The sequence below is a fragment of the Pseudomonas sp. AC193 genome (assembly GCF_979258075.1).
In genome coordinates this window covers 2437449-2460303 of sequence record NZ_OZ409832.1, presented here as the reverse complement: position 1 = coordinate 2460303, position 22855 = coordinate 2437449, and the positions used below count along the sequence as shown (strand labels likewise).

At 59.1% G+C, this 22855-nt stretch carries 15 protein-coding genes; 4 read left to right on the top strand and 11 right to left on the bottom strand.

What is annotated here, in order from left to right; translation table 11 throughout:
* Positions 1-378 precede the first annotated feature (378 nt).
* From proP to ACZZ0D_RS11060, 11 genes are all read right to left on the bottom strand, one after another.
* The gene (gene proP, locus ACZZ0D_RS11110) at positions 379-1884 is read right to left on the bottom strand and encodes a glycine betaine/L-proline transporter ProP (RefSeq protein WP_053120021.1); all 1506 of its coding nucleotides are present in this window, start codon (positions 1882-1884) and stop codon (positions 379-381) included.
* Between the two features lie 138 nt (positions 1885-2022).
* Positions 2023-2796 (bottom strand): DUF3313 domain-containing protein, encoded by a 774-nt coding sequence (locus ACZZ0D_RS11105; protein WP_463553244.1) that lies wholly within the window; start codon positions 2794-2796, stop codon positions 2023-2025.
* A gap of 191 nt (positions 2797-2987) precedes the next feature.
* Positions 2988-3989, bottom strand: a complete 1002-nt coding sequence (locus tag ACZZ0D_RS11100; RefSeq protein ID WP_463553243.1) for an AraC family transcriptional regulator — start codon at positions 3987-3989, stop codon at positions 2988-2990.
* A gap of 55 nt (positions 3990-4044) precedes the next feature.
* Positions 4045-5322: an OmpP1/FadL family transporter gene (locus ACZZ0D_RS11095; protein ID WP_463553242.1), complete on the bottom strand. Its 1278-nt coding sequence runs from the start codon at positions 5320-5322 to the stop codon at positions 4045-4047.
* A gap of 36 nt (positions 5323-5358) precedes the next feature.
* Positions 5359-6837: a DUF1254 domain-containing protein gene (locus tag ACZZ0D_RS11090; protein WP_463553241.1), complete on the bottom strand. Its 1479-nt coding sequence runs from the start codon at positions 6835-6837 to the stop codon at positions 5359-5361.
* Positions 6830-8197, bottom strand: coding sequence for a DUF1254 domain-containing protein (locus tag ACZZ0D_RS11085; RefSeq protein ID WP_463553240.1), 1368 nt, complete (start codon positions 8195-8197; stop codon positions 6830-6832). Before ACZZ0D_RS11085 ends, ACZZ0D_RS11090 begins: the two co-directional genes overlap by 8 nt.
* A 155-nt stretch (positions 8198-8352) precedes the next feature.
* A complete protein-coding gene (locus tag ACZZ0D_RS11080; RefSeq protein ID WP_463553239.1) occupies positions 8353-9885 on the bottom strand; it encodes an arylsulfatase in 1533 nt (510 codons plus the stop codon).
* An 83-nt stretch (positions 9886-9968) separates the two neighbouring features.
* The gene (locus ACZZ0D_RS11075) at positions 9969-11021 is read right to left on the bottom strand and encodes an MBL fold metallo-hydrolase (protein ID WP_463553238.1); all 1053 of its coding nucleotides are present in this window, start codon (positions 11019-11021) and stop codon (positions 9969-9971) included.
* 40 nt (positions 11022-11061) lie between these two features.
* On the bottom strand, positions 11062-11901 hold the full coding sequence (locus ACZZ0D_RS11070; RefSeq protein ID WP_053120033.1) for an SDR family NAD(P)-dependent oxidoreductase: 840 nt from the start codon (positions 11899-11901) through the stop codon (positions 11062-11064).
* A gap of 458 nt (positions 11902-12359) precedes the next feature.
* On the bottom strand, positions 12360-13646 hold the full coding sequence (locus ACZZ0D_RS11065; protein WP_053120035.1) for a mechanosensitive ion channel family protein: 1287 nt from the start codon (positions 13644-13646) through the stop codon (positions 12360-12362).
* Positions 13647-13731: 85 nt separating this feature from the next.
* Positions 13732-16713 carry an autotransporter outer membrane beta-barrel domain-containing protein gene (locus tag ACZZ0D_RS11060; RefSeq protein ID WP_463553237.1) on the bottom strand — a complete coding sequence of 994 codons (2982 nt, stop codon included), beginning with the start codon at positions 16711-16713 and terminating at the stop codon, positions 13732-13734.
* A 384-nt stretch (positions 16714-17097) separates the two neighbouring features.
* Between ACZZ0D_RS11060 and ACZZ0D_RS11055 the strand changes: the two genes are divergently transcribed.
* From ACZZ0D_RS11055 to aspT, 4 genes are all read left to right on the top strand, one after another.
* Positions 17098-18213, top strand: coding sequence for an AI-2E family transporter (locus ACZZ0D_RS11055; RefSeq protein WP_463553236.1), 1116 nt, complete (start codon positions 17098-17100; stop codon positions 18211-18213).
* A gap of 55 nt (positions 18214-18268) precedes the next feature.
* On the top strand, positions 18269-19279 hold the full coding sequence (locus tag ACZZ0D_RS11050; RefSeq protein WP_463553235.1) for an AraC family transcriptional regulator: 1011 nt from the start codon (positions 18269-18271) through the stop codon (positions 19277-19279).
* 72 nt (positions 19280-19351) lie between these two features.
* A complete protein-coding gene (locus tag ACZZ0D_RS11045; protein ID WP_463553234.1) occupies positions 19352-20965 on the top strand; it encodes a mechanosensitive ion channel family protein in 1614 nt (537 codons plus the stop codon).
* Positions 20966-20990: 25 nt separating this feature from the next.
* Positions 20991-22682 carry an aspartate-alanine antiporter gene (gene aspT, locus ACZZ0D_RS11040; protein ID WP_463553233.1) on the top strand — a complete coding sequence of 564 codons (1692 nt, stop codon included), beginning with the start codon at positions 20991-20993 and terminating at the stop codon, positions 22680-22682.
* Positions 22683-22855 lie beyond the last annotated feature (173 nt).

Here is a 22855-nt window from a genome sequence, read left to right as displayed (position 1 = left end):
TTCTTCCATTCCACGCAATCAGTCCCCTCTCCCTCCGGGAGAGGGCTAGGGTGAGGGGCCTTTGATCTTGATCTGGCTTTTGATCTAAAGCCCCTTCGGCAGGCCGAGCGTAGGTGTCCATCCGGGGATCAGGCGCATAGCGCCGTGCGGCGTAGCCGCACACATCGAGAGGAGGTGCAGCGAAGCAAACCGTAGGCGATGTCCCCGGATGGACACCGTAGCGAGGGAACACTGAGCCTCAGCGAAGTGCCGTACGCCGGGGCCAAGCCTTTTCGGTTACCTTTTCGGCGTCTGGAAAAGGTGACTCGCTGTAAGAGCGAAACCGCCAGCAGCCATCACCGCAGCAACGGATATGCCCCCACCCCCCAGAAACAAACCTCACTCATTAATCCGCGGATGCTGCTGCACCAGGTTCTTGCGCTTCGCCTCCAGCTCAGCAATCTCGGCATCGATGTCTTCGATCTTCTGCTCAATGTTGTCGTGATGCTCTTTCAACAACTCCTTCGCCTCCGCCAGATCCGAAGCCGCCGGGGCCGCGCCGCGTAGCGGTTGGTTGGCGGTTTCTTTCATGGTGACGCCGGTGAACAGGCCGACCACGGCGATGACCATCAGGTAGTAAGCCGGCATGTACAAGTCGTTGGTGCTTTCGACCAGCCAGGCGACGATGGTCGGGGTCAAACCGGCGATCAGCACGGAGATGTTGAAAGCAGCGGCCAAAGCGCTATAGCGAATGTGCGTGGGGAACATCGCCGGCAGGGTCGAGGCCATGACGCCGATGAAGAAGTTGAGCAGCACCGCGAGCATCAGCAGGCCGGAGAAGATCAGGCCGATCTTGCCGCTGTTGATCAGCATGAACGCCGGAATCGCCAGAATGAACAGGCCGATACTGCCGACGACGATGAAGGGTTTGCGGCCAATCTTGTCGCTGATAAAACCAATCGCCGGTTGCACAAACAGCATGCCGACCATGATCGCGATGATGATCAGCACGCCACGGTTTTCGCTGTAGTGCAGGTTGTGCGACAGGTAGCTCGGCATGTACGTCAGCAGCATGTAGTAGGTGACGTTGGTCACCACCACCACGCCGACGCAGGTCATCAGGCTGCGCCAGTATTTGGTGGCGACTTCCTTGAACGAGACTTTCGGGCCATCGGCGAGGCCTTCGCGGTCGCCTTGTTCGAGTTTTTCGACGTGTTGCTGGAATGCCGGTGTTTCTTCCAGTGCGTGGCGCAGGTAGAGGCCGATCATGCCCAGGGGCAGGGCGAGGAAGAACGGCAGGCGCCAGCCCCACGACTCGAATTGCTCTTCGCCCAGCGTTGAGGAAATCAACACCACGACGCCGGCGCCGAGGACAAAACCGGCGATGGAGCCAAAGTCCAGCCAACTGCCGAGGAAGCCGCGTTTGCGATCCGGCGCGTACTCGGCGACGAAGATCGAGGCGCCGGTGTATTCACCGCCGACCGAGAAGCCTTGGGCCATTTTCGCCAGTAACAGCAGGATCGGCGCCCAAATGCCGATCGACGCATAAGAGGGAATCAAGCCGATGGCGAAGGTGCTCAGCGACATGATCACGATGGTCGCGGCGAGGACTTTCTGTCGCCCGTACTTATCGCCCAGCCTGCCGAAAAACAGGCCGCCCAGCGGACGGATGAGGAAGGGCACGGAGAACGTCGCCAACGCGGCGATCATCTGTGTGCCGGGGTCGGCGCCGGGGAAGAACACTTTGCCGAGGACGTAGGCGACGAAGCCGTACACGCCAAAGTCGAACCATTCCATGGCGTTGCCAAGCGCAGCCGCGGTAATCGCTTTGCGCATTTTTGCGTCGTCGACAATGGTGATGTCTTTCAGTCTGATTGGACTGACGCTTTGTTCATTGGATTTCATGGGCGGTTTCCCTGTACCTGATCTGAATCGGTGCTATCTGTTTGATGGCATTGCGCTTTGGGTTCAGATACATGGCGATACGAAATAATTCAGCGTTCACTGAATTATTTCGTCTCTGGCCTCAAGAGCCCCGCAACGTTATTCGACTGCTTCCACGCAGTTCGGCGCTTCTCGGCGCATGCACAGGCGATAACGTACTTTTTCTGCCCAGTATTTTTCAGCCGCAGTCACGTCGCTCCAGGAGTCATACGTGCTGCTTTCGAACAAACCGATGATCGGACGGCGCGAGCCCGTGCGGCGATCGATCTCTGCGACGATGACTTCACCCGTCTGCGAGTCAGCCATTTTTCCTTCAACAGTGACTTGGCCGGTAAACGGCGGTTGCCCTGTGGTGTGCGAAACGGCTTGCATGGCGGCGGCTTTGGCACCGGGCACGCCAAGCGGAATCGGAATGTAGGAAGCTGCCTTCAGCGAAGTATCGGCGGCTTCTGCATCGACGATGGCGACAGCGATGTGCAGAGTGTCGGGGCCTGGGGCGTTGACCATTTGATAGTCTTTGCCCAGTTGCTCATGCAGCTGATTGTAGAGACCTTGAGCAATCGCGTTGCTGTCGGCCTGCGGTGCTTCGTGCAGTTTGGATTTCGGGCCGGCGTACAACTTGACCGGATCCAGCAGTACTTTCTTGTAGCGGGTGAAGCTCGCGGTGGAGGCGTATTTCGGGTTGCGGTAAAGCCGCAGTGCTTCACCGTCCTTGCCTTCTTTCATCAGCGGGTAAACGTCCGATAGAAACCCCGATCCATTGAGGTTGTCCTCGCCGAGCGTCGTATTTCTGCCCGGTTGCGAGGTCGAGGAGCAGCCGGCGAGGGCGATGAGGACGGCGGCGAGCGTCAACGTGCTCGAAAATGGTTTCATGCAGGATTTTCCTTACTGGAATCAAGGTTTTTCGTGGGGGGGCAGTCTCGCGGGACGTGCCATGCTCAAGGCTAGTTCATGGATGAACAAACGCTAGAAACATCGCGAGCAAGCTTTGCTCCTGCAGAATGAAATGCGATCCACAGGAGCAAAGCTTGCTCGCGAAGGCGTCTGACCAGACGCCAATCAACTCAAGCCTTCTGCTGCTTGAGCCATTGCCGTGGGCTGGCGCCAAACCAGCGTTGGAACGCCCGGCTGAATGCACTCTGATTGGCGTACCCAAGCACTTCAGTCAATTGCATCAGGCTCATGTCCGATTCTTCTAGGTAGCGCACGGCCATGGCTTGCCGTGTTTCGTCCAGCAACGCCTGAAACGAGGTGCCGTGTCCGGCGAGGTGGCGCTGCAGGGAGCGCGGACTGACGCGCATGAAGTCGGCGATGTAGTCGATGGTCACCCGTCCGCCGGGCAGAAAACTGCGCAGCAAACGCTGGATCTGGGCCGGCAGTTCGTCGCTGTCGATGCGGTCGATGGTGTCCAGTTGCTGCAACATCAAACGGTGTAGTTTCGGATCGGCGTCACTGAGCGTCACTTGCAGCAGGCTGGCGTCGAACAGCCAGGCGTCGAAGGAGCTGTTGAAGCGAGGCGTCACGCCAAGCAGGCGGCGATAGCGTGCAGCGCTGGTTGCCGGTGCGTTTTGCAGCAGTGCGGCCATAGGTTGCCAGCGGCCGCCAAGCAACGTGCGCATTAATTGGTAGCCAACGCCGACTACCAATTCACTGATGTGGCGTCGGCCCGGCAGATTGTCCGGTTCTGTGGCGAAATAAAGCTGCGCGTGCCCGTCAAGCTGTTGCACCACAACCGCCCCATAGTTGTCGTGGACGTGAAAGTAATGTCCAAAATCGCGTAGCGCGTCGCCGACAGTATTGGAATTGCGCATCAAGTAGAGCAAGGAGCCAAAAATGCCAACGCCTTGATGCAGACCGAACTCCAGACCGAAGAGGGGATTGCCGCTGGTTTCGCTGCCCAGTTCCAGCACCATGGCAAAACGTTGCAAGGAGATCAGCGCGTCCGGGTTCTCCAGTACATCGCCGGGTAGCCCGGCCTTGCGCAGAATATCGGTCGGGTTGAGTTTCTGGCTGAGGGCGAAGTCGTAGAATCCATGGAGGGACGACGCACGGGTAAGGTAAGCCATATGAACTGTGCTGCCTTGATAGGGGCCGTGCACGCACGGCCCGGGTACATGTGAATCAGAAACGCCAGGTCGCACCGCCGCCAATGATATGAAGGGCGCTGTTGGGATAACTGCCCGACAGCGTCTGACCGTCGCGCTTGCTCTGCTGCACGTCCATGTCGCCCAGCCACACCAGGGTGTAATTGAGGTTGACGTCCATGTCGTCGGTCAGCTTGTAGCTGACGCCCGTGGCCAGCCGCCAGGTTTCGTTCATCGGGTTGTCGACGGTGCGATCCTTATCCTTTACCGCCGAACTGTCATACGCCACACCCATGTTCCAGCGCAGTTTCGGGCTGAGTTGATTTTGCGCACCGAACGACAGGTGCCAGGTGTCCTGATATTTGCGGTCGACGGAACGCGAAACGTTGTTGCCACCGGTATCCACTTCCACGCCGATATCGGCAAAATCGCTCCAGTCCTGCCAGTTGGCCGAACCGAGCAATGTCCATTGATCGTTCAACTGATGAGCGACGCTCAGGGTCACGGTCTGCGGGATGTTCATGTCAATGCCCAAGTCATCGACATCGGCCCTCGACAACGCCAGGTTGAGCAGCGGGTTGCGTACGCCATGCACCGATGGCGAATCCTTGAACTCCAGTTTGACCTTGCTGGTGTACGCCAGACCGATCGTGGTGCGCGGGTCGAGTTGATAACGCAAACCCAGATTGATCCCGGTGCCGGTGTCGGTGTCCTTGTACTGCAACTTGCCATCCTGCTGAAACGGATCACCCGGCAGGAAGGCGTTATTGTCGATGGCCATTTTTGTGTAGTAGTAGCCGTAGACCAGGCGCGGGCCGATGCCCATCGACAGGTCGTCAGTGATTTTGTAGGCGAACGTTGGCTGGAACGAGATACCGATCAGTGTCGACTCCTGCGTTTGATAACGGCCGGCCCAATCATCGTCGTACTTCACGCTGAGGCCGAAGTTGCCGTACATGCCGAAACCGACACTGGCACGTTCATTGACTTCATGGCTGATGAAGAAACTGGCCCCGGGCAGCACCGGCAGCGGGTTGCCGCCCTCGTTGCCGGAGATGTCATTGTTGCCATCGCGATCAAACTTGATACCGCCGAACAGCGCCTGACCGGTCATGGTGACTTGCGTCCCTTTAAGCGCCGCAATCCCCGCCGGGTTGCTCATCAATACACTCGGGTCGGTGGCCAGCGCCGCCGAGCCGGCATTGGCCAGCCCCGCGCCTTCCTGACCCGCTTCATACAACTGAATACCACCTGCCATCGCCTGCCCGGCAGTGCCGGCCAACGCCAGAATCATCAGTGAGTGAGTGGATCTCATCCGGTACTTCCTTATTGATTGGGACGTGCATCAGTTTTAGTCGTGAATCGGCCCCGGCACCAGCGGCGGAGGTGTCCAATCGCCTTTAATCAACGCTTCGGAAGGACCGTAGGCGCGAATCGTCAGGGCGAACTCCTGCTCGGGTGCCGGCAGCCAGTTGCCGACTTTGTCTTCAGTCGGGCGCTGATGCTGGATGTAGATCGTCAGCGAGCCGTCGGCGTTGTACTTCAGGTCTTTGTTTTTGGTCCCCGTGGAGTAACGCTTGATCGGATTGTCGGCAAAAAAATGCAGCTTGTCGTACAGGGTCAGTGACCAGAAACCCGACACCGGCGGTGTCTGCCCGGCAGGGAAGGTCAGGGTGTAGCTGCGCTGGCCACTGAGGCGCTGCCCGTCGCCATCCTCTTCGCGGAAGATGTACGCGGTTTCCTTGACGTTGTTCTCGAAGATGTTCGATTTGGCGATCGCCAGACGTGTCAGGTAATCGGTGCCGAATGCCGCGTTGTTGAATGGCCGGTTCCAGCCATTGGCGATGCGCACGCCATTACTGCTCAGATAGAACAGCGGATCAACCACGTCCTTTTCGCTTTGCTGTGCAGTTTCCTGTAACACACGTGCGATCGCCGGATCATGCTCGCCCGCCGCTATGAGTGCGCGAAACTGTGCATAGAGCGACTCTTCACCCGGCAACGGCGGCACCTGCGCCAATACGCCTTTAAGCTGAGCGAAGAAGCGCTGCGGTGTGACCCATTTGGTCTCGCCGGGTGGTTGATCCGCCATGGCTTTGGGCAGCGGCAGTTTCGGCAGGTTCTTCCAGTCGATGGTTTTGACCTTGCCGTCGAACGCTGACAACGGGTACATGGCGATTTGATTGAGCACCGGTTGAATCGCCGCGCGATCCTCTGCGGTGTCGGCCATGAACACGCGCGGGATGACCACGCCGGTGTTGGTTGGCGAACGCAGCACCGCTTCGACACCTTCAGGTTTTTCGCCTTTCCAGTCCGGGCCGACAATCAGGTAGAAGCCCGGTTTGGTCGCGTAGATTTTCGCCACTTGCGCGAAACTGTCGGTGCGCTGATCGGCCAGTTCATACATCCAGAAGCGGTCGCCGAAGTCTGGCACTTGCAGGATCACCGGGCCTTTGTCCAGCGCCAGTGCGCCGAAACCGTAAACCACGTCCTGATTCGGGTGCGCAACGATGCGAATGCCCGGGTCGATGTAATCCGACAGCATGGCCAACTGATTGACCGGGGCCACTGGCGTTGGGCCGAGCAGGCCGATAGTTGGCACCTGCTCGTACATCATGCGTCGGGTCTGCAAATTCACCAGCGGCCAGCCCCAGACATACGCCATTTGCGCAACGGCGCGGGCGTAGCCGGGTGTCATCACGGTGTTGGCGACCGGGCCTTGGGGCAGGACGGTTTGATCGGCGTTCGCGGCGCTGGGCAGGGCGATCAGCAAACTGCTGATCGCCAGAGCACTGAGCGAAAGGCGTTTTGGCAGGCTGAACTTATTCAACGGCTTCCACCTGTGGCAGTTCGTACTTGCCGGCCAGTACTTCGCTTTTAGGCTGGTACAGACGCAGGATCATGTAGAACGGGCCTTTAGGCGCCGGCAACCAGTTGGCCGCGAACTCGCCATCAGGTTTCTCCGCTTGTAGCGGTACTTCGAAAGAGCCATCGGCGAGTACTTTCAGACCCTGTGTGTCGGAGCCGAGTTTGTAGCGGGCAATCGGGTTGTCGACGAGCATTTTGTCGACGGCGTTGTAGACCGTCAGCGACCAGAACCCATCGACCGGCGGGGCGCTTTTGAAGCGCAATACATAGTGCTTGTCACCGCTGAGTTGTTGACCTTTGGCGTCGGTCGAGCGAAGTGGGTACATCGCTTCTTTCTCGCCCTGACCACCCAGATATGGGCCGCTGACCAGTGCGCGCAACGGATAGTTGGCGCCGAATTGATCAAGACCGGTTGCCCAGGCCCAACCATTGCGCTGTGTCGCGGCCGAGGCCAGTGCCGAGACGGCGACTTTCGGCCCGTCGGCCAGTGCTTTCAGCAAACCGGCCTTTTGTGGCGGGGACAGGCGCGAAGGATCGAAACCTTTTTCCGTCAGGCCGAATCGGCCGAACTGTGCAAACAGCGCCTCGTCACGCGCTGGCACCGGGTTGTCCTTGAGTCCAGCAGCGAGTTCGCGGAAGAAGTCCAAACCATCGTCATTGCCTGTCGGCAGTGCGGCCAACGTCTGCTCTTTAGGCTTGTAATCGCGGTTGTTGCGTTGCGACAACGGACGCAAGGTGAATTGCGCTTGCAAGGCGTGCAGCGGCTTCAGGTCTTCGCCGTCATTGACGCGTAAACGACCCCACAGCCAGACGGTTTTGGTGCTGACATCCAGACGTTTCAAATCCTTGGGCAGCGTACCTTTCCATCCCGGCGGCACCAGCACGTAGTCACCGGCAGCGGTGCCGGTGGTACGACGGCCGATGTAGTGCTGCAACTCCTGCCACATGTTGAACACATCGACCACGTAGTAGCGATCGGCGGTGTCCGGAACGTGCAGCACGTAAGGTTCAGTCAGTTGCACAACGGAGCTGAGGTACAGCGTGTCGTTGTTGGCGGTCGGCATGTCTTTCGCTGCCGGGGTGGCCAGTGTCTTGGCCCAGCCGAGTTGATTCAGCGGTGCGCGATAGCTGGTGTCGGGACGGGGGTTGGGCACGTCGGTGTAATCGCGAATCACCCGTTCCATGCGTACCAGCGGATAACCCCAGGTGAACGCGTTGATGCCGTTGGCGTAAGCGTCGGCCTCAAGACCGGCGGCGATGTTTTCCTGGCTGGTGGGCATGCTCAGCAGTGCATCGGGCTGCGTCTGAGCGAACGTTGGCATTGCGACAAAACCACTGCTCAAGACTGCTGTAGCGAGGGCACAGCGCAGCCAAGGTGTTTTTTTCGACATAAGTTTTCTCCCATTCGCTCGACATACACCCGTTCAGGGGCGCATGTCGTCGAATGTGGTCATTCAATTGAGGAAGGGGGTTGGGCTCAGTTGGCCATTGAGGCCATGCCGATACCGCCGGCACCTTTCTGCGAAGGCGGGTAGTCCTTCATGCTCTTGGCGAACGCTTGCATGTACGGCGCGATGATAGGGATGATCCAGCTGCGCTGTTGCTGCCAGCGGAAGTGATCGCCGGCTTCAGGCGAGCGCTCGTACGGATCGACTTTGATGTCGATGACCAGACCGCCCGGAATTTCCTTGGCCGCCTCCATCCACTTGTCTTTGATCGCGGTGTGGACTTTCCACTGATCGACGCGCACGGCGTTCAAGTGGGTTTCGCCAAAGAAGAAGAACTCATGGCGATTGGATTTGCCGCCCGGTTTGGTCAGCATGTCGATCTGGTTGTAGCCGTCCAGATGGTTCTTGAAGGTTTTGCCGTCGACATCCAGACCGGTCAGCAGTTTCTCTTTGACGTCGGTCTGGCCTACCGCAGCCATCAGCGTCGGTACCCAGTCTTCAGAGGTCATGAACTCGCCGGTCCAGGTGTTGGGCTTGATGTTGCCCGGCCAGCGCACCAGCATCGGCACCCGGAACCCGCCGTCCCAAGTCAGGCCTTTTTCACCACGGAAAGACGCCGCGCCCGAGTCCGGCCAGTGCGACAGGTTCACGCCGTTATCGGAGGTGAACAGCACAATAGTGTTCTTCGCCAGGCCTTGGTCATCGAGGGTTTTGAGCAGTTTGCCGACCAGCGAATCGAGCTGCAGGATGGCGTCGGTGTACTCGGTGTGACCGCTTTTGCCCAGCCACTCATCACTGACGTGGATCTTCTGGTGCATGCGCGACGGGTTGTACCAAAGGAAGAATGGCTTGTCGGCGGCTTTCTGTTTTTTCACCCAGTCGATCGACAAGTCAGTGATCTGGTCATCGACGCTCTTCATGCGTTCGATGGTCAGCGAACCTTCGTCGGTGATCTTCTGTTTACCGACACGGCCCCAGCGTGGATCAACTGTTGCATCGTCGGTGGTGGTCGCCACTGAGTGGATCATGTTGCGCGGGATGCCGGGGAAATTCGGGTCTTTGGGGAAATTGGTCATTTCTGCGATCTCCATCACGTTCAGGTGATAGAGAAAACCGAAGAATTCATCAAAACCGTGGGCAGTCGGCAGGTATTCATTCCGGTCGCCGATGTGCGACTTGCCGAACATGCCGGTGGCGTAGCCCTGAGCCTTGAGCAACTGGGCGAGGGTGACGTCGCTGTCCTGAATGCCGACTTTCGCACCGGGCTGGCCAACAGCGGTCAGGCCCGTGCGGATCGGATACTGGCCGGTGATGAACGCCGCGCGGCCCGCGGTACAACTTGGTTGCGCGTAGTAATCAGAGACCATCATGCCCTCCTGGGCAATGCGGTCGATGTTTGGCGTGGTCACGGCGCCGAGGCCGCGGTTGTAGGCCGAAACGTCCATGGGGGCCATGTCGTCGATCATGATCACGACAATGTTCGGCTTCTCGGCAGCCTGGGTGACGCCCATGGCCGCAAGGCTCAGGCCAAATCCCAAGAGGGCAGTTCTTAGTATGTGCATCGTGGATTCCTGTTCATGCGTGATCGGAAAACTTGAGCCAGTCTGGTTCAGGTTTTACCGTTGCGCAAAGAATGGGTGGCGGGTTAAGGCCGTTTCAGATTGCCGTGTCTGGCATGCCCGACATAGAACGCCGGACGCGTCCCCGGGAACATCCAGAACGGCGTCATTTCCGAGGACGGGAAAACGTTCGGGAAGCGAGGGTCGCGCGTCGAGGGGCCGGCGACGGTGGCTTCCTGAACCATGGAGATGTATTGATCAACAGCGTTTTCCAGCGTGTTGCCATTGATGATTACTTCGGTGCCGATCATCTGTGCGTATTCGGCGACACCGCTGGCTGTGGACAGCAGCGGCGCGTAGGCATCGACGCTGACACCGTTCTCGCTGGTGACCCACAAGCCTTCATCGGTGTGAACGACAATCGAATGGTTGCCTTCGGTATGACCCGGGGTGTGCATCAGCGCAACACCTTCGCCGAGCATGATCGAGCCGTCGAAGCAGACGACCTTGCTGTCGGGTATCCCGGCGATACCGCTCGGGCAGTACCAGTCGGCCTGATAGGGGTTGAGGTCTTTAGCCGATTCCCACTCGCGCCAGTGCACCAGTAATTGCGCATTGGGGAACAGGCCGGGAGCCTTGTCGGTGCCGAGCCAGCGCCGAACGTCTTGCGTGTGCAGGTGGTCGTAAGTGATGTAGTCGATGTCTTCAGGACGCAGGCCGATGCGCGTGAGAATCTCGGGCACGCTGTTCTGACGTTTGATGATCAATTTGGTCAGCCACGCGGCGGTGCGATCCTGCAAGCGGCGGAAGAACGGCGTTTCGATGTTGCGTTCGTGATCCGATGGCGAGACCAGCAGGGTCTTGAGGCCTTCGGCGGTGTCGAACTGCACAACGAACAGACGGTTCTGGATGTGCATGTATTCGACAAAGCGCTCGCGCGAGAACGCATTGCGCAAGCCGTAACGCACGGGGTAGGGCACGGTAATCAGGTCGAACGATTCGAAGTAGCGAACCTTGGGGCCGTTAAGCATGTCTTCACGAAACTGTCGTGCGGCGATCCGCGTATCTTCTACGCGCGCCTGTTGACCGGCAGCGGCGCGGGAGTCCTGGAAGTGATGAATTTGTTCAAATGCACGCATGGCAGAGCATCCTTTAGGTAGAAGTGGCGAGATCAATCGTTCAGCGCAACGACGCTCGCGCGGGTTTGCTGCGAAAGCTTTTGGCCAGGTTGCGGTCGACGATCCAGCGCTGCAGCGAGCTGCATTTGCGCGCAACGGCACGGATGACTTTGGCCTTGAACCCTGGCGTGATCATGAACTGCCGACGCTGGATGCCGCGCAGGATGCCGGCCACCGCTTGATCGACGGTGAGTACACCGGCCACCGAATTGAGCTCGCGGGTGACGTCACTGCCGTGCTGGCGTTCGTAGTCGAGCAGCGGCGTCTGGATCTCACCGGGGCAGACCACCGAGACATCAATGCCGCTGAGTCTCTGTTCGGCGCGCAACACTTCTGCCAGACCGACTACGCCGAATTTGGACGCGGCGTAGGCCGATTGGGTGTAACTGCCGACGATGCCGGCCAGCGACGCCATGAACACCAGATGCCCTTGCGTGGCCAAATGCTTCAGAGCGCTGGCGGCGAAGTTGCGGCTGCCGAGCAGGTTGACCCGAATGACTCGCTCAAAGGTCTCGTAGGGCAGGTCGGTGAACACTGCATTACGCATCATCCCGGCGCAGTTGAATGCCAGATCGGCCGCACCTTGCTGCGCGTGGGCATTGGCCATGGCCAGATCCATCGCCTGCGGATCGGTGACGTCAGCCGGATAGAAACGTACTGACTGGCCTTTGACTTTGCAGGCCTGCTGCAAGCGCGCGAGGGTGTCGCCAGGCATTTGCAAATCGAACACGGCCACGCTGCAACCTTCTGCAATCAATGCATGGGCAAAGCCCAGACCGATACCGCTGCCGCCTCCGGAAAGGTAAACGGCGCGAGGGGTACGATGCTTCCACTTCGACATGAAATGACCTGCTGGATGAGGGTGTTATTGGCCCGCAAAAAGACATCGGTACGGGCGGGTTCCTGTTTGTCATAAAGTTATCTTTTCGCGCCTTGGGCCACTTGGCGTTTGACGAACGTAATTTGATCGATTGCGAATATGACGGGCGCAGGCCTGACGCCTTCGCGAGCAGGCTCGCTCCCACATTTAGCGGTGGTTGGCCACAGCTTTTGTGGGTACTGAAGAACCCTGTGGGAGCCGGGCTTGCTCGCGAAAGCGGTCGGTCAGTCGAGTAGGGTGTCTGACCCACCGCTTTCGCGAGCAGGCTCACTCCTACATTTATCGGCGTTTGATCGCAGCTTTTGTGGACACTGAAGAACCCTGTGGGAGCCGGGCTTGCCCGCGAAAGCGGTGGGACATGCGATGGGGAATTGGCAGATTGACCGCCATCGCGAGTAGGCTCACTCCTTCAGTTTTTGTCAGGCGTGATGGCGGGTGGCGGCCAGTTGCATGGCGGTGTTGGGTAATGCGCCGCGCCAGTCGTTGCCGCTCGGTTGCTGGTAGAGGCTGAGGCCGAATTCGGGGAGGACGGCCAGCAGGTAGTCGAAGATGTCCGCCTGAATGCGTTCGTATTCGCCCCATTCGGTGGTTTTCGTGAAGCAGTAGATTTGCAGCGGCACGCCCTGAGCGGTGGATTGCATCTGGCGCACCATGCAGGTCATGTGCGGAGCAATCGAAGGGTGGCTGTCGAGGTAGGCCTGGGCATACGCGCGGAAGGTGCCGAGGTTGGTCATGCGGCGGCGATTGGCCGACAGCGCAGCGACATTGCCTTGGGCTTCGTTCCAGCGTTGCAGCTCGGGTTGTTTGCGCGCCAGGTACTCATTGAGCAAGCGCACCTGACCCAGATGACGCTCTTCCTCGTCACTCAAAAAGCGTACGCCGCCGGCATCGATGTGCACGTCGCGCATGATCCGGCGACCGCCCGCCTGCTGCATGCCGCGCCAGTTCTTGAACGAGTCGGACATCAGGCGCCAGGTCGGGATCGACACGATGGTTTTATCAAAATTCTGCACCTTGACCGTGTGCAGCGTGATATCCACCACATCGCCATCCGCGCCCAATTGCGGCATTTCGATCCAGTCGCCAACCCGCAGCATGTCATTGCTGGTCAGCTGCACACTGGCAACAAACGACAGTAGCGTGTCCTTGTAAACCAACAGAATCACTGCCGACATCGCACCCAGCCCGGACAGCAGTAACAGCGGTGAGCGATTGATCAGCGTGGCGACAATGATGATGGCGCCGAGCACATACAAGAGCATCTTCGCCAGTTGCACGTAGCCTTTGATCGAACGAGTACGAGCATGCTCGGTGCGCGCGTAGATCACCAGCATGGTATCGAGCGATGCGCTGATCGCCATCACCAGCGACAACAGGGTGAAGGACAGCGCGAGGTTGCCGAGAATGGTTTGCAATCTGTCACTCAGGCCCGGAATGATCGCCAGGCCGAATTGCACCACCAGCGACGGAATGATCTGCGCCAGACGATGAAAAACCTTGTTGTCACTCAGATCGCCGATCCAGCGCATAGACGCCTGACGGCGCAGCAGTCCGACTCCTTGCGCGATCACAAAGCGGCCGATACGGCCGAGCAACAGGGCGACAAATAACAGCGCCAACAGCGTCAGGCTAGCGTTGACGTAGGGATGGTTGTCCAGCGAGCTCCAGAACTGCTGAACGTTGAGCCAAATCTCTGAAAAGTTCATCGGTTTTAATGGTTCCTGTACAGCGTGGCCCCTCTTCCTTTACGGGAGAGAGGGCCGGGTGAGGGACGCGGTTGCCAGGCCGCGATTAGAAGTTGTATTTCAAACCGACCTGGCCACTGACGTTGCCGTAGTCGTCTTCACCGCTTTGCACACCGACCTGACCCCAGGTGCTCCAGTGCTTGCCCAACACCAGTTGCGCACCGGTCTTGAATTCGTAGCGGTCTTTCGGATCGCCGCCCTGCATGACGCTGTCGTTAAAGGCGACGGCGTTGTCGCGGCTGTTGTGGTACCAGTTGACGTCGGCATAGGGCTGAACCTTCATGCCGCTGTCGAGGTTGATCTGGCTGTACACCCGCATGCCTGTGCGGGTAGTCACACCGCCGGCCTCGTCGGATTTGATCTCGGTGCCGTTGGTTTCCTGATGGTCATCGCTGTCGTAATGCGTCGCGGTGATCTGCAGTTGTGGCTGCACGTAGACCCGCGAGGTTTCATTGCTGAACACATTCCACGAGTACCCGGCTTCGATGGAGCCGGCCAGCGTGCGCGAGTCATAGTTTTCTTCGTCCAGACCTTCGCCTTGCACACTGTTGTCGTAGCGGCCGTATTGCAGCCAGCTATCGACGTACAAGCCGGTTTCGCCGGTCGGATTGGCGAACCAGGTTCCGTAGACACCCACGGCGGTACCGTCGACTTCACCTTTGGAGCTGTAGCCGGTCAGGCCGGAGCGGGTGGTGTTTTGATTACTGCCAGTACCGGCCATGACGCCGAAAATGCCCCGGCCGTACTCGCCCCAATGCGCCAGATCGGCACCGATCTGCAGCACCGAGGTATCGCTGTCGACGTCCAGTTGGCCTTTGCCACCGGTGTAATCGGTGTCGGTGCGATTGACCCGGACCCAGAGGCTGCCGAGGCGATCATCGCTGAGTTTTTGTGGATCCAGTTCCGGCGTGCCCAGACGGTCGTGCATCGACAACTGGAACATGTTCACTGCTGCGGCCTGGTTACTCAGGTAGCTGCCGACTTCCGGGCGGTATACCGGCACGGCCGGGGCGGTTGGAGGTGGCGGCACGATCGGGTCAGTCGGATCTCCGGGATCGACGGGTGGAGGCACGATTGGATCGGTCGGATCTCCCGGCTCTCCGGGATCGACTGGAGGCGGCACGATCGGATCGGTCGGATCAGTCGGCAATTCCGAACGCAGGTACCAGTCACCATCATTGGGATCGGTGTAGCTGCCCTGATAGAGGAAATACTCTTCGCTGCCACCCACTGCGCGACCGGCGAGGTCGAACTGCGCGTCGGACTGCCCATCGACCTGAATCAATTCGATGCCATCGGTGGTGGTATCGCCGACGCCGCCGACATTATTAACGTGCACGTACGCCTGGCCGGAGGTGCTGCCCTCGACGTGCAGCATGTCGGAGGGAGAGTCGTCGCCATTCAGTTCGCTGTTCATCAACAGCACGCCGCCGTTGCTGTTGAAGTCACCCGTGACGGTGAGGGTTTTGAAGTCGCCATTGGTAGGCTGGGCGAAGGCGATGGTGCTGTTGTTCAGATCGACCTGGCCGACGGTTGAGTCGCCAGTCATCGTCCATTCACTGCCGCCGCTGAGGGATAGTTGATCGACCGCGCCATTTGTCGAACCCTGCCAGCTCGACAGGTTGCTCAGCGTCATGTCGGTGGTGGCGCTGATCTGTCCGTCGCCATTGCTGTCGACGCCGTTGATATCGCCCTGTGCCCGCACGCGTTGATCGAGGTTCAGGCTCAGTGCCGCGTTTTCGTCGTTCACCTGGACAAAAACACCGGTGCCGTTGCTGATCTGGGTGCTGTTGCTCAGGTTGATTGTGCTCGGCGTTGCGCCACCGACGTCGATTGTGTTGCCCAGGCTGCTGGTCAACGAGCCGCCGCTGACATTCAAGGTTCCGCCGTTGACCTGAGCGGCTGCAGAGCCTGCCCCTTGAGCGCTGACGTTGCTGTTGGTCAACTCTACTTTAGAACCTTCACCCGCGACGCTGACTGCCGCCGCGTTGTCGCCGCTGGTGATAATGCTGCTGCCGCTGATCGAAACAATGCCGCCGTTTTCAGCCAGCACACCGGTGGCACCGTCGCCGCTGGTTTTGACACTGCCATCGGTGAGGTAAAGCGAACTGCGAACGCCATTGGCACCGGTGCCGGTTGAAACCAGACCCACTGAATCAAGACCGCTGGTGTCGATACTGACACCGTCCAGATCGGCAAAGCTGCCGTTATTGACGACCACACCTTTGCTTGAATCACCGCTGGTGGTGATGCTGCCGCCCGTCATGTCAAACGTGGTGTGATCAAGTTCGCCGGGGTCTTTGACCACACTGACACCGTTCGCCCCAGCACCACTGGTGCTGATGTCGGTGTCCTGCAGCGTTGCGGCACTGCCGGCACGCACGATAACGCCCATCGCCTCGTCACCGCTGGTGGTGACGCTGGAATCACTCATGTAAACCCGGCCATCGCCCTGAGCAACCACGCCCAGCCCGCGATCACCCGAGGTTGTAATGGTGCTGCCGGACATCACAACAACTGGTTGCGAACTGCCATCGCCGACTGCGCCACCGGAGACCACGCCGACAGAGTTGATGCCTTCGGTGATGATGTTGACATTCGTGGCGGTAATGCTGCTGTCCTTGTCGATGGCCGCCATGCCCGCTGAGTTATCCCCGTGCGTCGTCACTTGGCTGTTGCTGATGGTGACTTCGCTGTGAGTTGCATTGAGTCCATTGGCGAGCACACCGGTGGCGCCATTGCCGCTGGTGCTCACGGAGACGCCATCGGCTTGAAGATTACCGCCATTGCGCGCCACCAGGCCGCTTTCGCCATCTGCCGTTGTCCCGTAACTGCCAGGTGCCACGGTCAATTGAGTGCCATCGGCAATCTGCGATTGCGCCATGGCCGTGGCTGGTGCGCATAACGCGATCAACAAGGGTGTGGCGATACGCGCAGCGCCCATGCCTGCGCGAGGAGTGGCGTTTTCCGGGGCGACGACGAAGCGGCCGACTGCGCGATTCCAGATCACGCGGTAGAGCTTGTTCATGCGATGGATCCTTTTACCAATGTGGTGCAAGCAACTGCACGGCGTTGCGGTTCACGCCGTGCAAGTGCCAATTCGAGAGGTTCTGCACAAGGCAGATCAGAGAGGTCGGGCCGGGGTTACGCCGCCCGGTAAACCTCGAAATGAAGCGATTCAGCCGAGCGTAAAATGTTACGCAGCGAGCCGATGAACAGCTTGATAAATTGCGAAGAACACTTGATGTATTACGAACAGTGCATTGACGTAACGAAGGCCGGGCCCTAGGTTCTGCCGCGCCCGGAGAACCCTCTGGATGATAAATCACCCGTAAAAAACGCTGGAGCTGTCGTTGTGTTCTAGTCTGAGCCAACCGACATCCAGTGATGGGTGCTTCTCAGGAGAGCAGTAATGGAAGAAAAGCCGCTGATCGCGTTCAACAGTCCTCGGGCTTTGCTCGACGTGTTGATCCGCGCCGGACTGATCACAGTGCTGGTGCTGTTCTGCTACGACATCTTCCATCCGTTTCTCAACGTGATGTTGTGGTCGCTGATCCTTGCAGTCACCCTCTATCCGCTCAACCAGATGCTTGGCGCAAAGCTCGGTGGTCGTTATGGCTGGGCATCGGTGATTCTGGTCATTCTGGGCCTGGTGATCCTGATGCTGCCGCTGAGTCTGCTGGGTGCCTCGGTGGCGGACTCGGTGCAGACCGGCATCCACGCGGTGGAAAATGGTCAGTTCGAAATTCCGCCACCACCGGCCAATGTCGAGAGCTGGCCGCTGATCGGCGCGCCGCTGTATGGCGTCTGGCTGCACGCCTCGCAGGATCTGAGCTGGGCGTTTCATCAGGTGGCGCCACACCTCAAAGACTGGAGCAAAGTGGCGTTGCATCAAGTGGCCGGCGTCGGTACAGGGATTGTCGTGTTCATCCTCGCGCTAATCTTCGCCGGGCTGATCATGAAGCACGGCGAGGCGGGCCACCGCACTGCGGTAGCGATTACTTCACGGGTTTCCGGTCCGGTACGCGGGCCGCAGATTGCCGAACTGTGTACCGCGACGATTCGTGCGGTGGCGCAGGGTGTGGTCGGCATCGCGTTCATTCAAATGCTGCTGATTGGTGTGGCGCTGGTGATCATGGGCATTCCGGCGGCGGGCGTACTCGCCTTGATGGTGCTGCTGCTGGGCATCATGCAACTGCCAGTGTTGCTGATTACGCTGCCGGTGGTGATCTATGCATTTGCCCAAGGTGGCGTCAGCGCGAGCACGGTTATTTTTGCGGTCTGGATGATCATCGCCGGGCTCTCCGACAACGTGCTCAAGCCGATGCTGTTGGGGCGCGGTGTGGCCGTGCCGATGCCGGTGGTGTTGATCGGTGCGCTCGGTGGGATGATTACCAGCGGCATCATCGGTTTGTTTACCGGCCCGGTCATTTTGGCGATTGGTTACGAGCTGTTCATCGGTTGGGTGTATCACTCGGCCGATCCTGATGGGCCAGTTATGCCAGTAGTTGAAGAGCCTTCCTCTTGACAGTGGGCGGTTGAAACCTGATTCATGACCCACTTTTCGACTAAGGATGCAGGCAATGTTTCTGTTACGCAGCGGTGCCATCGAGGGCTACAGCGCGCTTGTGACCGAGCTTGGGCAGAACCCGATGACTCTGCTGCGTAATGGCGGCATGGTAGTCGCGCAATTGCGCGAACCCAACAGCTATCTGTCTTACGAAAAGACTGCGGATTTGCTGGACGCGTCCGCTCGGCAATGCCATGAACCGTTGTTCGGTTTACGCTTGGCATCGCGACAAAACCTGCTGGCCATCGGCGACGTGGCGTTGTCCGGCAGTCGCCAGGCGACCATCGGCGAAGCGTTGAATTTCGCCCGGCAGTATTTGTACCTGCATGCCAGCGGCTTGCACCTTGAACTGAGTCGGCGGGGAGAGCGCGCCGAGGTCAAGCTTCGGTTCGATTTCACCAACGAGTTGGGCTTGCAACAACTGAGTCAGCTCAGTGCCGCGCAATTGTTCAACGCAATGAAAATCCTCAGCGGCGCCGACAGCCCGCAAATTCGTCTGCACCTGCAGCAAGGCACCTTGAAAAGCCCCGGTTGGCAGTCCATCAACGTCTACGGCAAAGTCCGCTTCGACAGCACATTTGACGGCGTCAGTTTTCCTTTCGAATACCTCAAGCGCTCGCCGCTGGCCGATGAGAATTTGATGCGTGAACACTGGATCAGCCGCATGCAGTCGCTCAAGACTCAATACCCCGACAACCTCCGCGCGCAGGTGTGTCACCTGATCGGCAGCCTGCTCAATACCGGTGAATGCAACATCGACGCGGTGAGTAATTCGTTGGGATTACAGCCGCGGGTATTGCAGAAACGCCTGAAGGCAGAAAACAGCAGTTTCAGTCGTTTGTTGCAGGACACGCGCCTGGAAATCGCCAAACAGAACCTGCTGCACGACAAGACCAGCATCACCGACCTGGCGCTGAATCTGGGCTACGCCGACGTCTCGGTGTTCAGCCGTCATTTCAAACAATGGACGGGCGTTTCTCCGCGCAACTGGCGGGCACAACAACTGTTGGCAGAGGAAATCTGACAACCGTTCATCGCTCAACTACGCTGCCTTACGTATCCCTCACAAACAACTGTGGCGTAAGGAAAAAGGCGCATGCGAAGCAGGCTGCTGGCAGTATTGATGGTGGTTTTCGCAACGCTTTGGTGCGGGGCTGGATGGGCGCTTGATGCCGCCGCAAAACCGGATAACGACGCGGTCGAGTTGAAGGTCGCCAACCGCAGCATCATTACGTTTCGCGCAACCATTCTGGGCGAGGCGCCGGCCTCGCGGGTCAAACGGGCGAAAATGGTCATCAGTGAAGCGCTCGATGAAGACGCCGAACTGAACATCAGCATCGACTCGATCCAGAACAGTTACATGGTGCTGCTCGGCAACAAACGGGCATTCATCGTTTCACCCAACGATGTCGACAGCCTGCAATATTCCTCGGTGCAGCAGGCCGCCGAAGGTGCGGCTGAAAAACTGCGTCAGGTCGTTTCCGAGACCCGTGAAGCGCGCAGCATGGATCTGATTGTCAGGTCGCTGGCCTTGGCGGCGGTGGCCACCGTCATCTATGTCGCGTTGTTGTGGGCGCTGGCCTGGATGCGCCGCCGCTTGCTGAGAAAACTCCCCGAACTGATGGATCGCCACACCAAGGCGTTGAAGGTCGGGCGGGTGCAGGTGATCGACGCCAATTTCCTTTATCCCTTGGTCAGCCGTTTATTGTTGGTGCTGCGCTGGCTGGTGATTTTGCTGCTGACCTATGAGTGGTTGGGCTTTGTTCTGTCGCGGTTTCCCTACACCCGGCCTTGGGGTGAAAGCCTCAACAACTACCTGTTCGAACTCGCCGACTATCTGCTGCAAGGCATCGTTGGCGCCGTCCCGGGATTGGGCGTGGCGTTGGCGATTTTCTTTATTGCGCGCGGCGCTACTGCGTTTACCCGGCGCATGCTGCGGCGCATGTCGACGCCAGGCACGTTCAGTTGGCTCAATCACGAAACCCTGCAACCGACTCAGCGGCTGACGTCGCTGGCGATCTGGTTGTTTGCGCTGGCGATGGCTTATCCGTATCTGCCCGGCGCCGGTACCGATGCGTTCAAGGGCTTGTCGGTGTTGATCGGTCTGATGATTTCCCTCGGTGCGACCAGCGTGGTGGGGCAGGCAGCGGCAGGGTTAATCCTCACGTATACCCGCACATTGCGCCCGGGCGAGTTCGTCAAAATCGGCGAATACGAAGGCACGGTCACCGAGTTGGGCATGTTCACCACGCGTATTCGTACCGGCCTTGGCGAAGTGCTGACTCTGCCCAATTCACTGATCACCGGCACCGTGACCAAGAACTACTCGCGCACCGTGCAAGGCCCGGGTTACGTGGTCGACACGGTGGTGACCATCGGCTACGACACGCCATGGCGGCAGGTCGAAGCGATGCTGCTGGAAGCGGCCAAACGCACACCGGGGATTCTCGAAGACCCGGCGGCGCAGGTGTTTCAGACCGCGCTGTCGGATTTCTACCCGGAATATCGACTGGTGGCGCAGGCGATCCCGAGTCAGCCACGGCCACGCGCGGTGCTGTTGAGCATGCTCCACGCCAATATTCAGGACGTGTTCAACGAGTACGGCGTGCAGATCATGTCGCCGCATTATCTGGGCGATCCGCAGGCCGAGAAGTGGGTGCCGCGAGAGAAGTGGTTTACCTCGCCGGCGCAAGAACCGAAGGATCAGTGACCGTCGCTGCAAGGGAGTCCGCACCATGCTCGATTTTGTCCTCCACGCGTTACGCGCTGATCCGGAAATCGCCGTGTTTCTGGCGATCGCCCTGGGCGTATTTGTCGGGCGCATTCACATTGGCAGCTTTCATTTGGGCTCGGTGGCCGGCGCGCTGTTGATGGGTTTGCTGATCGGCCAGATCGGTCTGGAAGTGCCGACGGGTTTGAAGTCGGTGTTCTTCGTGATGTTCATCTACGCCGTCGGCTTCAAGAGCGGGCCGGAGTTTTTCGGCAGCCTCAATCGCGGCACGCTGAAACTGGTGTTGTTGTCGGTGGTGCTGTGTGCGACGGCATTGGTGGCGATTCTGGCGATGTATTGGCTGTTTGATTTCGACGCCGGTTTCACCGCCGGACTCGGTGCCGGTGCGCTCACCGATACGGCGATCATGGGCACCGCGACCAGCGCGATCAATCAGTTGAATCTCGACGCGGCAGCCGTGGCGAAACTCAACAGCCACATGGCGATTGCCTACGCGATCACCTACCTGTTCGGCACCATTGGTTTGATCGTGTTTGTCGGCAGCATTGCGCCGAAGTTGCTCGGTGTGAATCTGCGCGAATCGGCGCGTGAACTGGAGCTGGAACTGGGGATCGCCAAGGAAGAGGAGGCGATCACTGTGCCGTACACGAGGATCGTTGTGCGTGCGCATCAGGTGGCGAGTAACGGCCAGGCCGATGGGCAGCGGATCATCGACATCGAAAAGCTGCACGAATCGCTGACGGTCGAGCGGGTGGTGCGGGCCGGGCAGGTGATCGAGCGCGACGAAAATTTTGTGTTGATGGCGGGGGATGTGGTCGGTGTGTATGCCTTGCGCGACGCGGTGGGCACGCTGAGCCATTGGGTCGGGCCGGAGATCGATCATCCTGAGTCGCTGTCGTTTCCGACCCGCGAGGTGGACATTGTGCTGACCTCGGCGGAGTTCGCCGGCAAGACGATTCATCAGGCGAAAAGCCGTTTAGCCAACGACAAACGCCTGGGCTGCTTCGTCAACAACATCACGCGTCAGGGCTATGACTTGCCGCTGTTGCCGAACACGGTGTTGCGCCGGGGGGATGTGATTACGTTGACCGGGCGCACCGCCAGCGTCGAAATGATCGCCAAACGGCTGGGGCGCATTCGCAAGAACAATTACAAAAGTGATATCGCCATGCACACGCTGGGGATGGTCGTGGGCTCGTTGATCGGCTTGCTGTCGACGCATATCGGCATGATTCCGGTGGAGCTGGGTATTGGCGGCGGGGTGTTGGTCGCGGCATTGGTGATTGGCTGGTACAACTCGCGCCACCCGGAAATCGGCGCGTTGCCACCGGCGGCACAATGGGCGTTTTCCGAGTTCGGCTTGACCGCGTTTGGCGCGGTGGTCGGCCTGCTGGCCGGGCCAGCGGCGTTTGCAGCGATGAAAGAGCAAGGGCTGGCGTTGTTGCTGTCCGGCGCGGTGGTAACGATCCTTCCGCCATTGGTGGCGCTGTACTTCGGTCGCTACGTGCTGCGCTTGCATCCGATGATTCTTTTTGGCGCATTGGCTGGGGCGCAGACAGAGGCGGCTTCGATGAACAAGATCATTGAGCAGTCTGGCAGCAATACACCGGTGATTGGCTTCACCGTGTGTTATGCAATTTCCAATGTGCTGCTGGCGGTGTGCGGGCCGATCATTATCTTTGTGGTGGCTGGCTGAATTTCCCCGGAGCTACCTACACACCACCTTGAAGCTCCCCATTCCCTGTGGTGTGTCAGTGGAATTGGATTTGATGGCTGGCTGGGGTCAGCAGAAGTGCAGATTTTCCTGGGTAACCCGCTCTCCTTGTGGCGAGGGGATTTATCCCCGTTCGGCTGCGCAGCAGTCGTGAA